The following is a 12,836-nucleotide window of genomic DNA, read 5'->3' on the forward strand; positions in this document are numbered from 1 at the left end:
CAATCTTGAATAAGATGTGAAATGAAAATTACTTTGAAGTATTTGTTGAATATGTGAAGTTAGGCTAAAAAATAATGTGGGAGAGTGAGAGATTGCTACTTTACTAATTGTAGAACGAATATTATAATAATTTCGATAAACTATGCAAACGTTTTCTTGAAAGGGGATGTTGTAAATATGTTAAAAAAAATAACAGTAGTCGGCTTGTCGGTTGTTTTGTTTTTACCTAGTATATATGAGAGGAGTAAAGCGTATGCAGATACGGTTAACAATGGAACGTTAATGCAGTATTTTGAGTGGTATGCTCCGAATGATGGGAATCTTTGGAACCGCTTGCATTCGGATGCTGGAAATTTAGCTCAGAAAGGAATTACATCTGTCTGGATACCGCCTGCATATAAAGGAACTACGCAAAATGACGTAGGATATGGAGCATATGATTTATATGACTTAGGGGAATTCAATCAAAAAGAAACGGTACGAACAAAATATGGGACGAAAGCACAATTGAAATCTGCAATTGAAGCTTTACATAAGCAAAACATCGATGTATACGGCGATGTAGTTATGAATCATAAAGGTGGAGCAGATTATACTGAAACTGTAACAGCTGTTGAGGTAGACCGTAACAATCGAAATATTGAGGTATCAGGTGATTATGAAATTAATGCATGGACAGGATTTAACTTTCCTGGGCGCGGAGATACTTATTCTAATTTTAAATGGAAATGGTATCATTTTGACGGAACGGATTGGGATGAAGGGAGGAAATTAAATCGAATTTATAAATTTAGAGGTATAGGTAAAGCATGGGACTGGGAAGTGTCTAGCGAGAATGGAAATTATGATTATTTGATGTATGCAGATCTTGATTTTGATCATCCAGATGTTGCGAATGAGATGAAAAATTGGGGGACGTGGTATGCGAATGAATTAAATTTAGATGGATTTCGTTTAGATGCTGTTAAACATATTGATCATGAATATTTACGCGATTGGGTAAATCATGTCAGACAACAAACGGGGAAAGAAATGTTTACAGTGGCTGAATATTGGCAAAATGATATCCAGACTTTAAATAATTATTTAGCGAAAGTCAATTATAATCAATCTGTATTTGATGCACCACTGCATTACAATTTTCATTATGCTTCAAAAGGAAATGGGAATTATGATATGAGAAATATTTTAAATGGAACAGTAATGCAAAATCACCCTGCACTTGCAGTCACTCTCGTTGAGAATCATGATTCTCAGCCTGGGCAGTCATTGGAATCTGTAGTAAGTCCGTGGTTTAAACCGTTGGCATATGCATTTATTTTAACTCGTGCAGAGGGCTATCCTTCAGTTTTCTATGGTGATTACTATGGGACAAACGGAAATAGTAGTTATGAAATTCCAGCGTTGAAAGATAAAATTGATCCGATTTTGACGGCACGAAAAAACTTTGCATATGGTACGCAGCGTGATTATTTAGACCATCCAGATGTAATTGGCTGGACAAGAGAAGGTGATGGTGTACATGCGGATGCTGGTCTAGCGACATTAATCTCAGATGGGCCAGGAGGATCAAAGTGGATGGAAGTTGGAAAGGATAACGCAGGGGAAGTATGGTACGATATGACGGGTAATCAAAAAAATACTGTAACAATTAATAAGGACGGATGGGGGCAGTTCCATGTAAGTGGAGGATCAGTTTCCATATATGTTCAGCAGTGAATTGGTGATAAAAAGAAGAGGAAGACTGAAATATAAGTCTTCCTCTTTTTTTTATATTGTTATCATTCCTAAATTTTTATTTTCATAAATGAACTAGTCGACTTTTAAAACAACGAGAGATGCGTTGGAATAAATAATGTCACCCGTGGCTTCTCTTATTCGTACTCGAAGAACATCCCCTTGGTTTAAAGGTAATAAATCAGTTCTGGCGGATGTAGCTCTTACCCCAGAACCACCACCAACTCGTGTTTCAATTGCGAATTGAATAGAATCGTTTATTGTAAGATTTAATATATTAGATGAGATAGCTTGTATCGCAAATACGATTGAAAAGGATACAGCGTATACACCAGTGGTATTAATTGTAATGGAGTTGTCTACTGGGTTTAGAGTAGTTCCACTAACAGGTCCTGGAACGGTAAAATTAACATTTGTATTAACTACTGCTGAAAAACCGATACCTATTTCAGAAGTTATTGTTCCAAATACGGGAAGAATCCCTAAACCAGTTGCACCAGTAGGACCAGTTATTCCAATTCCGGTAGGTCCTGTAATTCCAGTGGGACCAGTTATTCCAATTCCAGTGGGTCCTGTAACCCCAGTAGGACTAGTTGTTCCAATTCCGGTAGGTCCTGTAACTCCAGTAGGACCAGTTATTCCAATTCCAGTAAAACCTGTCGCACCGGTAGGTCCTGTAATTCCAGTAGGTCCGGTCGGGAATGTAAATGGTGGAATTGGTGGTAGTGTGGGGCCAATTAAATTTGGTTCAAGAGCAGGCCCATGTAAAATGATGTATTGTTCGCTCATATAGTAACCTCCTATGATTGCTTGTCATAATTATTAAATGTATTAGGGAAAGTAAATGACATTCGCAATAGCGGAGGCGCTAATTTAATTTTTTTTGCAGCGAAATTAAAGTTATTACTTTAAAGTTCGATACAATAAAAAACAGTATTGTGATTGCTATAGAACTAAATATTAGTATGTTTTTAACGTGATTTTAATAGTTTTTATATTTGTTTTACGATAAAATAAATTTAGTGTAAAATTACACTATAAGTGTAAAGTGATAATAAAAGGGTGTTTTTACACTTGTGGTTATGAGAAGAAGTTCTTTATATAAATCGTAATTTAAAATCCATAAGGACATTTCTGTATAGGCAGTAGTAGCAAAAGGAGAGGCAATATGAAAAGAACAATAATGAAATATAGCATAATGCTTAGTTTATTACTATTAACATCATGTGATATATCGGATGAAGAAATTGAACGAAAAGCACAAAGTTATACAAAATCGGAGCATGGTATTACTGTAAAACTAGATCGAATTGAAATACCCGAACAAGGTAAGGATTTTTTAGGACCAGATATACGAATAGCTTATGTACAGCAAGTAGATGAACCATATTTACAATTTCAAATGTATTTCGATGGACGAACCTCTCCAAAGGTAAATAATGATAACTATAAAATAAAAAAAGAAGCGAATGATTTACGAGAAAGATTCAATACATATTATGAAGAAAAAGGAAATGATATTATACTTACTTTCGAGCAAATGCAAACAGGGGATACCGTTTTCGGTAAGAATGAAGAGAAAAAAATAGCGAAGAAACATCCGAAGCATTATGTTACGGCAGTTTTCAAAAGTAATATCTTTTTGGACGTAAACAACCGTGCACATATGGAAACGTTAGCGGAGCTTGCGAGAAGTATTCAGGAATTTAATAAAACGATTGAAAATAGTAAGAGTAGTGTGGATGATATTACAATTCAGTTGCCAAATGCTAATAAGGAAATATTACAACATATTGCAGTAGATTATATAGTAACGGTTGAAGATGCGAAAAAGACCCTTGAGAAAAAGGTTGATTATATGAAAGCTTTACAATCTGCAAGGGAATAGTTTGACACCTTTACTTCTCACAAAACATATAGTATGATGATTTCAATAAATTAGATTTCAATGACTATAATATAAATTAATGAGAGGTGCTTTTTGTGAGTGCGGTAGGTACTAAATAGGAAAAATTTAATGAAATAAATCGGATAAGACCAGGGGATTTTTATGTACATCATACCCCTAATTTTGTCATGGATTTATTTCGAAACCTATGAAGATACCTACAATACTTTATAAAGCGTGTAATAAGGGGATTGCCATCTGTTTTTTATGGCTTATTTCCTCATATATTATTACACTTGCCTTGTAAATGTAAAAGCTGCGGTATCCCCGCAGCTTTTTTGTATACGTTTTTAGTGTATAAAAATGGTAATTGAATAATGTAGAACTCATTGGAATCTAATGAGTAGGTATCTTCATTTATGATATAAATCAATCATAGTGAGGAGAAACAAAATGAATACGATGACTTTTGAAAAGTTACAATATAACGAATTAAAAGAAATAGTGAAATCATATTGTGTAAGTGGATTAGGTAAGGAATTATTAAATAAATTAGAGCCGAGTACGAGTATAAAAGTAGTGAGAAATCGCTTAAATGAAACGACAGAAGCACGAGCTATAGTAGATGCAGAAGGGCATGTTCCTTTCTTCGGCATTTCGAATATTGCTAGTACAATTCAAAAATTAGAAAAAGGGATGATTTTAGATCCTGAAGAGTTAGTAAGTGTTTCAGACTTTTTACGTGGCTGTAGAAAGATTAAAAAGTTTATGTTAGATAAAGAATTTTTTGCGCCAGTATTAGCTTCTTATGCGAATTCAATGACTGAATATAAAAGTATTGAAGAGGAAATCAACTTTTCCATTAAAGGTAATAGTATTGATGCAGCTGCGAGTAAGGAATTAAAACGAATTCGCAATAACATTGATTCGGTAGACGGAAAAATAAAAGAGCGCTTAACGAAGTTTTTAAATAGTAGTGCAAATAAGAAGTATATTCAAGAGTTCTTTATTAGTAAGAAGGATGATAGGTATACGATTCCAATTAAATCTTCTTATAAAAATCAAGTTGCGGGAAGTATAGTTGAAGCGTCCGCTAAAGGCTCTACTGTATTTATAGAACCACACACGGTTACAAAGTTAAATGCGGAACTCGCTAGTTTGAAAGCAGAAGAAGCGATGGAAGAGTATCAAATTTTAGCGACTTTATCAGGAATGGTAGTAGAAAGTATTTATCATATAAAAATTAATATGGAATTGATTAGCCAATATGATATGGTGTTTGCGAAAGCGAAATTTAGTAAATCAATCGATGGAATAGAGCCGAAGTTAAATGATCATGGCTACATTCATTTAGTAAATTGTAAGCATCCGCTTTTAAGTGGAAAAGTAGTACCGTTACACTTTGAAATTGGTCAAAACTACCGTAGTTTAATTATTACAGGACCAAATGCGGGCGGGAAAACAATTGTATTAAAAACAATCGGATTGTTAACTTTAGCGACAATGTCAGGTCTGCACATCGCTGGAGATAAAGAAACAGAAATTGCTATTTTTGAAAATGTATTTGTAGATATTGGTGATAATCAAAGTATCGAAAACGCACTAAGTACATTTTCATCTCATATGAAAAATCTATCTGAAATTATGAGGATGTCAAATAATAATACGCTACTATTATTTGATGAGATAGGAAGCGGGACTGAACCGAATGAAGGGGCAGCACTTGCAATTTCTATTTTAGAGGAGTTTTATCTTGCAGGATGTATTACAGTTGCGAGTACGCATTACGGTGAAATTAAGCGCTTGTCAGAAATGCACGATGATTTTATGAATGCAGCAATGCAATTCAATAGTGAAACACTAGAGCCACTTTATAAATTAGTAATTGGAAAATCAGGTGAAAGTAATGCACTTTGGATTGCGAATAAAATGAACGTAAGAGAACATGTACTGAAAAGAGCGAAAGAGTACATGGAAAATAAAGAATATTGTTTTGAAAAACTGAATGAAAGCAAAATTAGAAAACCGAAATTTGTGCAAGAAAAAAGAGGAAATCATTACGAGTACAAAATCGGCGATCGTGTAAATTTATTAGATTATGATGATTTTGGTATCATCTATAAGGAAATAGATAATTTCTATAACGTCGTTGTATATTATAACGGTGAATTTGTTGAAGTGAATGTAAAACGTATTACGTTAGAGGTAGCGGCGAAGGAATTATACCCAGAGGGATATGATTTAAATACACTATTTGTCGATTATAAAGAAAGAAAAATACAGCATGATATAGAGCGCGGATCGAAAAAAGCGCTTCGTAAAATTCAAAAAGAAATAAGAAAGAATAGAGGATAATATAGAATGGTAACGATTAGACAAGAACAAAAAAACGATTATAGAAAAACAGAAGAAGTTGTACAACAAGCATTTTTACATGAAGAATTTAGTGATAAAAAAGAGCATGAACTTGTAAAACGTATTAGAGAATGTGACGCATTTATTCCAGAGTTATCAATCGTTGCAGTAGATGAGGAAATCGTTGGTCACATTCTGTTATCCAAAATTACGATAGAACAGGATGGAACTTCTGTAGAATCATTAGCGCTTGCACCTGTATCAGTTGCTAGGGGCCATCAGAAAAAAGGAATTGGTGGAAAACTTATTGGAGCTGCGTTAGAAAAAGCGAAAGAACTTGGATACGGGTCAGTTGTAGTATTAGGACATCCAGAGTACTATCCGAAATTTGGTTTTAAGAAAGCGAGTAAGTGGAATATAAAAGCACCATTTGAAGTGCCAGATGAAGTGTTTATGGTGATTGAGTTAAGTGAGAACACTCTGCAAGGTGTAGAAGGAATTGTACAATATTCGAGTGCTTTTGCTGAGTAGGAGTATCAGTTAAGAAATGTAATTATAAAAGATGCTATCTTTTTGTAGAGATATACAGAAAGATAGCTTTTTTTATTTAGCAAATTCACTTACGTATATTTTGCTCAATGAATAATTAAGGTGGTAAAATTGATATAGAAATGTAAAGGGAGAGAATAGAATGAAGAATCGAGAAACAGATAGCAATGAGAATGTAGTTACGTTATATGTTACAAGACACGGAAAAACAATATTAAATACGAATCATCGCGCGCAAGGTTGGGCAGACTCCCCGTTAGTAGAAAAAGGTGTTGAAGTTGCCTCTAATTTAGGAACAGGATTAAAAGATGTTCATTTTACGAATGCGTATAGTAGTGATAGCGGCCGAGCGATTGAAACTGCTAATTTAGTATTAAAATATAGTGAGCAATCAAAGTTAAAACTTGAGAAAAGAAAAAAATTACGAGAATTAAATTTTGGTATTTTTGAAGGTGAAAAACTTGAAAATATGTGGGATGTGGTTGGAAAAGCTGCAGGCGTTGCATCACCAGAAGAACTTATGAAGTTTTCTATTCAAGAAGTGATTAATCTTATTAGAGCAGCAGACCCTACGAAACAGGCGGAAGATTGGGAATTATTTTCTACTCGTATAAAAGCAGAAATTGATAAAATTAGTGAAGAATCTGCTAAAAGTGGTGGCGGTAACGTTTTAGTTGTCGTTCATGGGCTTTTAATTACTACCTTAATAGAAATGTTAGACAGTAGCAAAACAAAACTTGGAGTAGAAAATGCTAGTGTGACCAAGGTTGTATATAAAGACGGAACATACACAGTCGAGTCTGTTGGAGATATGAGTTACGTTGCAAAAGGGAAAGAAAGTGTGGAAATATAAAAATAAGAAAAGGAAGGTAGAGAAATCTAGCTTCCTTTTTATTTTGTGAATTACGGGATTAATAAAATCTTCCCAGTACTTTTTCTGCTCTCTAATAATTCATGTGCAAGAGCACCATCTTGTAAAGCGAATGTAGTTGGACTCGCGATATTTAATTCTCCTGCAGTGATCCAATCAAATAATTGAGTAGAGCGCTGCTTACGTTCTTCAAAAGTAGTAAGCACATTCCAAAGATCTCCGCCAGTTAAAGTTTTTGAAGTATCCATAAGCATACGCGGATCAACGGGCGTGGGATTACCACCGGCCATTCCGTAAAATACGACAGTACCACCAGTTTTAGTAGCGCTAAAACTTTCCTCTAATGTAGAACCTACTGATTCATATACAACATTTACTCCATCACCATTTGTTATTTCAACTACTTTTGTATGCCATGCTTCCGTATATAAAAAAACGTGCTCAGCACCAGCTAATGTAGCCATCTTTGCTTTTTCTTTTGATGACGTGAGGCCGATTACTTTTCCGCCTAGTAGTTTAATGATTTGAATAAGAAGTTGCCCAACACCGCCAGCTGCTGCGTGTACTAAAGCTATATCACCTTGTTTTATTTCATAGCTATCTTTCGTTAAATAATGTGCTGTTAATCCTTGTAATAAGACAGAAGCGGCTGTTTCAAAAGAGATAGAATCTGGAAGCTTAATTGCTTTCTCAGACGGAACAGCAACTAGCTCAGCATTTGCAAATGGAACGTCAGCAAATGCAATACGATCTCCAGGATTAATATTCGTAACGTCAGCTCCTACTTTTTCAACAACGCCAGCCCCTTCATAACCTAATATATACGGCGGGTTGCCAGCGAGATGATAATCACCGCGGCGTCTATAAATGTCGGCGAAATTTAAACCGATTGCTTTCGTGCGGACAAGAATTTCATTTGGATTTATGATTGGATTATTTAGTTCTTTATATTGTAGTACATCCGGATTTCCGAACTGTTCGAAACAAAGTGCTTTCATATGGAATACCTCCATTTTATTGTTTGTCGATGCTCTTTATCATACAATACAAATATCGATAGACAAAGAAGATTATTTCGATGAAATCAATCGGAAATATCGATTGAAAAGAGGGACGATAAATGGAGATAAAACAATTAATTACACTTAAAATAGCCGCGGACACTTTGAATTTTACGCAAACTGCGAAGAAATTAAACTTTGCTCAATCGAGCGTAACAGCACAAATTAAAACGTTAGAAGCTGAGCTAGGTACGCCGTTATTTGAAAGATTAGGAAAACGCCTTTTCTTAACTGAAGCGGGCAGAAAGTTTCAATTATATGCCGACAAGATGATTGCACTCAGTAACGAAGCGAAAATGGCTGTGAAAGATGATGAAGAAATAGCAGGTACGTTAATAATCGGTGCGCAAGAAAGCCAATGTACATATAGACTTCCTTCTATATTAAAGAGGTTTAAAGCACAATTTCCTCAAATAAAGCTTATATTTAAACCAGCACATTCCAATAAAGATGCGAAGGAACAATTGATGGAGGGAAAAGTCGATCTTGCCTTTATTTTGGACGAATGTAAAACAGAAGATGTTTTACATGTGGAGCCGCTTATGAAAGAAGAATTAAAAGTAGTAGCTGCTCCAGGGCATCATTTACTCGAGCAAACTTCTGTTTCTACAAAAGATTTAGAAAGTGAGACGCTGTTGCTAACAGAGCTAGGGTGCTCGTACCGAACTTTATTTGAAGAGCTATTTCGTACAGAAGATGTGTATCCAGCAAATAAAATTGAGTTTGTTAGTGTAGAGGCAATTAAACAATGTGTTATTGCAGATTTAGGTATAGCCGTGTTACCAGCAATAGTAGTAGAAAAAGATATACGAGAGGGGACGATAAAAGAGTTACATCTAGAAAATACTATCAATCCAATTTTTACGCAAATTGCTTGGCATAAAGATAAGTGGATGACAGCACCGTTACAGCAATTTATTGATGTGACGAGGGAGTTTTTTACAACAGATTAAGTGGAGAAATATTTATTTATATAAAAGAAAAAATGGCACTTTTGTATAAAGAATGATATAAAATGTGTATTTCTCAACTTTTTTTCTCACAAGGATAAGTAAAATTCTTCGTATATTCCAATAATCATAAGGAAATTTACAACGTTTATCCGTTTCTGTAAGATGCCTCTAGGAAGCATGAAAGGAGGGCTTACATAGCGGTATAGCTTGTTTTTATGATACGTACTTATTTTTGGGGGGGAGATTTACAATGTTTAAAAAGTTAATGAAAGTATGTGTGTTAAGTGTAGCGAGTGTAGGTGTATTATTTAGTTTTCAAGGAAGTACATTTGCAGCTACTGATTTAAGTAGTTACTATGACGGAAAAAATCCGGCTACAACGAAAGTATACGGAGGCAGTACAACGTGCGATGCAGATGGATTTAATGCAAAGTCTACAGCGGTGTACGAAGGTAGTAAAAAAGTAGGGACAGTGTATTTACGTTACAGTAATAAATGTCATGCAGCATGGTCTAAGCTTGTTTTAGATCAACCAGCACCAGCTGTTTCTGGAGGAGTGTATGCGTACGCTGTTGTGAATAAATACAAAAATGGTGTATTCCAAAAATCAGTCACTTCTAATCAGGGAAACGGCACAATAAAAACAGGTCAAACGAGCACTTATACAGGAATGGTATTTGATTTAACTGCTGATTTCGGATACACAGCAGATGCTGAAGCGGTTACGTTTAATAACGGTTATGGAAAAACAGGACGCTATTAAAAAGGAGTGGAATACTTTGAAACTTTTAAAAAAGCTAAGCGCATGTTTTTGTCTATCATTGCTCGTTTTAACTAGTGTGTTTAGTACGACGAATAGCGATAAAGCATATGCAGAAGATCATTCGTATGATGGGAAAAGTCCTTACTATAATAGCTGTGATCAATCCGCTGTAACGAAAGAAAAGAAATGGATTGATTCAAATTCTTATGTAGAATTAAAGTTTAGCACGACGTGTAAGACAGCATGGGCGAAAGTTACAGTAACTCGTGCAGCAGTATATAATAACGAAGCTGATGCAAGAATCGTAAGAAAAACAGATGGAAAGGCATATACTTGCGGGAGTGCTGGAGGAAATGGTGTTGTGAATAAAGGGCAAACATCATGCTATACGCCAATGGTATATGATTTAGATCCAAGAAAGGCACAGGCGCAAGGGAAACATGCTATTCCGAATAGTGATGCATATAATTATGCGGAGACAATTTGGTATTAATATAATACATGAGTTAAGAGTTGTTATTTGATATAAAAATGAAAGAGCCTTACTGCATTTTAGTGTGGTAAGGTTCTTTCAAGTTGTTAATAGTTTAAGAACAGTTCTTTACAATGACATATCTTTATAATCACTTTTAAGTATCGCCATAATAATTTCATCCGAGTACGTATCGTTATAAAATAAAGATTGACGTAAGGTGCCTTCTTTTACAAAACCAACCTTTTCATAAGCTTTAATTCCGCGTAAATTATGGCTAAAAACTTCTAACTGTAACCGATTTAATGATAGTTGTTCAAAAACAAATTTTAAAACAATTGTAATAGCTTCAGTTCCATAGCCTTGTCCTGTTAATGCTATGGAAAGCATTGATATTCTGAATCCTGCTCTTTTGTTCTCCTCATCGATATCTAAAACCGACAACTCTCCAATCATTTCGTCAGTGCTTTTTAAACAAATAGCGAAATCATAGCGACTTGAATCATTATTTATATGATCTATATGTGCTTTAATTTGCTCCAATGAAAAAGTAGACTTGGTTCCAGTCATATATCTTATTTCATCATCCATTGTACTTTCTAATATAATAGGCGTATCTAGCTGACAAAGAGGTCTTAAATAAATTCTTTCACTCTCTAATCTCATTATAAATTTCTCCTTAAGGTTGGTGATAGAGTATATAAATATTTTTGATCTACATGGAAGAAGAGTTTTATTTTTTGTATTGTTTGAAAAGTATGGGCCTTACTTTTATGTTACATGAATTTTATAATGGTATGGTATACCTAAAACAAATAATAAATGTTTTATACACTACAAAATACATCATTAAACTTTTTACTAATATCATTATTATTGTTTTTCATTCCGCTTTTAAATGAACACGAGTTTTTTCTAGATAGTTTAAGTCCAAAATAAGTATGTACCACTAATCTGCATCGTAGTTCAACAAGAACTAAATAATTTTATCGGCACTTTAAAAGAGCGTGTTTTGATCATTTTTCAAAACAAGCCTTTTCTTTTTGTTTATTCCCCATTAACAGATAGTAAGACACCACATTCGAGTCGCGAATGAAGCAAAGTAGGTAGGGGGAAGTTTGTCCGTTCATAAAAGTTGGATTGAGTATGGATGTTTCTTTAGGGTTTTGGGATAATTTAACATAAGGTGTTTTCTTTCATCCAAATTTATGCTGTAATTAAAACAAAGGAGGCAAGTAAATGGGGAAAGAGATTAAACGATATGTAATGTGCACTTTAATATTTACATGGATACTATGGGGGTTACTAATTAACTTAATAAAATTTAACATTACGACATTTGGCACACCGCTAGCGATGATAGTATTTATTTTTGGGGGAATCATGCCGGCAATCGTTGCAATTAGCTTAAAGAAAAAATATGGATCAAAAGAAGAGTTCAGAGTGTTTATAAAAAATATTGTTAATCCCAAGTATCATTTTTTATGGTATATTCTAATCGTTGTTTTGGCTTTTATTAGTTGTTATCTGCCAATAATATTTGGTGGAGCAACGATGCAAAAACCATTATACGTGGCATTGCTTAGTTTTCCAATAATGATCGTTGGTGGTGGTCTTGAAGAAATTGGATGGAGAGGATTCTTACAGCCTGCCCTTCAGAAAAGGTTTTCGGAATTATTAAGTACGATTATTGTGAGCTTTATATGGGCTATTTGGCACTGGCCGTTATGGTTTATTCCGGGCACGAATCAAACTCAAAGGGATTTTATAGCCTTTATAATTACGACAATTGCCATATCGTTCTTATTAACTACAATTTTTAACGCAACTAAAAGTATTTTTATGTGTCTAATTTTCCATGCGCTTCTTAATTCTTTTTGGAGTGTATACGTGCCAAATGATAAAGTGTTACCAGCACTTCCAACTTTTATTTTCGGAATTTTCGTATTTATTTTGTATAAAGTCGTAATGAAAAGAAAGAACTTTTTATTGATTAGGTAATTGAAATAATAAATGGAAACATATTAATATGTTTTTTATGGAAATGAAACTAATTAATAAGAACACGACACAAACATAATTAAAATATAATACAAGTTTGTGCCGCAAAAAATTTGTAAAACTATAAACAACATTAAAAAGAATGAAGAGACTTTCCGTATACATAAACAATGTTAACGACAGTTC

General features: G+C 34.3%; 12 protein-coding genes. 9 read left to right on the plus strand and 3 right to left on the minus strand.

What is annotated here, in order from left to right; genetic code table 11:
- Nucleotides 1-177 precede the first annotated feature (177 nt).
- Nucleotides 178-1,719, plus strand: coding sequence for an alpha-amylase (amyS, locus tag MNO09_RS12620; RefSeq protein ID WP_000913990.1), 1,542 nt, complete (start codon nucleotides 178-180; stop codon nucleotides 1,717-1,719).
- A 93-nt stretch (nucleotides 1,720-1,812) separates the two neighbouring features.
- Here amyS and MNO09_RS12625 read toward each other — a convergent pair whose 3' ends face one another.
- On the minus strand, nucleotides 1,813-2,526 hold the full coding sequence (locus MNO09_RS12625; protein WP_000003737.1) for an exosporium leader peptide-containing protein: 714 nt from the start codon (nucleotides 2,524-2,526) through the stop codon (nucleotides 1,813-1,815).
- Between the two features lie 379 nt (nucleotides 2,527-2,905).
- On the opposite strand from MNO09_RS12625, the gene MNO09_RS12630 reads away from it, so the two are divergent.
- The 4 genes from MNO09_RS12630 (at nucleotide 2,906) to MNO09_RS12645 (ending at nucleotide 7,382) form a co-directional block, all read left to right on the plus strand.
- Nucleotides 2,906-3,625 carry a hypothetical protein gene (locus MNO09_RS12630; RefSeq protein ID WP_000831443.1) on the plus strand — a complete coding sequence of 240 codons (720 nt, stop codon included), beginning with the start codon at nucleotides 2,906-2,908 and terminating at the stop codon, nucleotides 3,623-3,625.
- 453 nt (nucleotides 3,626-4,078) lie between these two features.
- Nucleotides 4,079-5,980, plus strand: a complete 1,902-nt coding sequence (locus MNO09_RS12635) for an endonuclease MutS2 (RefSeq protein ID WP_001095211.1) — start codon at nucleotides 4,079-4,081, stop codon at nucleotides 5,978-5,980.
- Nucleotides 5,981-5,986: 6 nt separating this feature from the next.
- Nucleotides 5,987-6,511: a GNAT family N-acetyltransferase gene (locus MNO09_RS12640; RefSeq protein ID WP_000256481.1), complete on the plus strand. Its 525-nt coding sequence runs from the start codon at nucleotides 5,987-5,989 to the stop codon at nucleotides 6,509-6,511.
- Between the two features lie 160 nt (nucleotides 6,512-6,671).
- Nucleotides 6,672-7,382, plus strand: coding sequence for a histidine phosphatase family protein (locus tag MNO09_RS12645; protein WP_000797118.1), 711 nt, complete (start codon nucleotides 6,672-6,674; stop codon nucleotides 7,380-7,382).
- Between the two features lie 50 nt (nucleotides 7,383-7,432).
- Here the strand turns inward: MNO09_RS12645 and MNO09_RS12650 are convergent, their stop codons facing one another.
- Nucleotides 7,433-8,398 (minus strand): quinone oxidoreductase family protein, encoded by a 966-nt coding sequence (locus MNO09_RS12650; protein ID WP_088107055.1) that lies wholly within the window; start codon nucleotides 8,396-8,398, stop codon nucleotides 7,433-7,435.
- 122 nt (nucleotides 8,399-8,520) lie between these two features.
- Here MNO09_RS12650 and MNO09_RS12655 point away from each other — a divergent pair, with 122 nt between their 5' ends.
- The 3 genes from MNO09_RS12655 (at nucleotide 8,521) to MNO09_RS12665 (ending at nucleotide 10,670) form a co-directional block, all read left to right on the plus strand.
- On the plus strand, nucleotides 8,521-9,414 hold the full coding sequence (locus MNO09_RS12655; protein ID WP_088107056.1) for a LysR family transcriptional regulator: 894 nt from the start codon (nucleotides 8,521-8,523) through the stop codon (nucleotides 9,412-9,414).
- A 250-nt stretch (nucleotides 9,415-9,664) separates the two neighbouring features.
- The gene (locus MNO09_RS12660) at nucleotides 9,665-10,177 is read left to right on the plus strand and encodes a DUF2690 domain-containing protein (RefSeq protein ID WP_000473753.1); all 513 of its coding nucleotides are present in this window, start codon (nucleotides 9,665-9,667) and stop codon (nucleotides 10,175-10,177) included.
- 16 nt (nucleotides 10,178-10,193) lie between these two features.
- A complete protein-coding gene (locus MNO09_RS12665; RefSeq protein ID WP_000771045.1) occupies nucleotides 10,194-10,670 on the plus strand; it encodes a DUF2690 domain-containing protein in 477 nt (158 codons plus the stop codon).
- A 108-nt stretch (nucleotides 10,671-10,778) separates the two neighbouring features.
- Here MNO09_RS12665 and MNO09_RS12670 read toward each other — a convergent pair whose 3' ends face one another.
- A complete protein-coding gene (locus MNO09_RS12670) occupies nucleotides 10,779-11,315 on the minus strand; it encodes a GNAT family N-acetyltransferase (protein ID WP_001235435.1) in 537 nt (178 codons plus the stop codon).
- Between the two features lie 573 nt (nucleotides 11,316-11,888).
- Between MNO09_RS12670 and MNO09_RS12675 the strand changes: the two genes are divergently transcribed.
- Nucleotides 11,889-12,650, plus strand: coding sequence for a CPBP family intramembrane glutamic endopeptidase (locus MNO09_RS12675; RefSeq protein WP_088107057.1), 762 nt, complete (start codon nucleotides 11,889-11,891; stop codon nucleotides 12,648-12,650).
- The last annotated feature ends 186 nt before the right edge of the window (nucleotides 12,651-12,836 follow it).

It is taken from the genome of Bacillus sp. N5-665 (genome assembly GCF_022637375.2).
GTDB lineage: Bacteria > Bacillota > Bacilli > Bacillales > Bacillaceae_G > Bacillus_A > Bacillus_A wiedmannii.

Excerpts from the sequence above, each read along its gene's own strand:
- MNO09_RS12630 (WP_000831443.1), top strand. The coding sequence starts at position 2,906 with ATGAAAAGAACAATAATGAAATATAGCATAATGCTTAGTTTATTACTA.
- MNO09_RS12625 (WP_000003737.1), bottom strand. The coding sequence starts at position 2,526 with ATGAGCGAACAATACATCATTTTACATGGGCCTGCTCTTGAACCAAAT.
- MNO09_RS12655 (WP_088107056.1), top strand. The coding sequence starts at position 8,521 with ATGGAGATAAAACAATTAATTACACTTAAAATAGCCGCGGACACTTTG.
- MNO09_RS12660 (WP_000473753.1), top strand. The coding sequence starts at position 9,665 with ATGTTTAAAAAGTTAATGAAAGTATGTGTGTTAAGTGTAGCGAGTGTA.
- MNO09_RS12645 (WP_000797118.1), top strand. The coding sequence starts at position 6,672 with ATGAAGAATCGAGAAACAGATAGCAATGAGAATGTAGTTACGTTATAT.
- MNO09_RS12650 (WP_088107055.1), bottom strand. The coding sequence starts at position 8,398 with ATGAAAGCACTTTGTTTCGAACAGTTCGGAAATCCGGATGTACTACAA.
- MNO09_RS12675 (WP_088107057.1), top strand. The coding sequence starts at position 11,889 with ATGGGGAAAGAGATTAAACGATATGTAATGTGCACTTTAATATTTACA.
- amyS (WP_000913990.1), top strand. The coding sequence starts at position 178 with ATGTTAAAAAAAATAACAGTAGTCGGCTTGTCGGTTGTTTTGTTTTTA.
- MNO09_RS12640 (WP_000256481.1), top strand. The coding sequence starts at position 5,987 with ATGGTAACGATTAGACAAGAACAAAAAAACGATTATAGAAAAACAGAA.
- MNO09_RS12635 (WP_001095211.1), top strand. The coding sequence starts at position 4,079 with ATGAATACGATGACTTTTGAAAAGTTACAATATAACGAATTAAAAGAA.
- MNO09_RS12670 (WP_001235435.1), bottom strand. The coding sequence starts at position 11,315 with ATGAGATTAGAGAGTGAAAGAATTTATTTAAGACCTCTTTGTCAGCTA.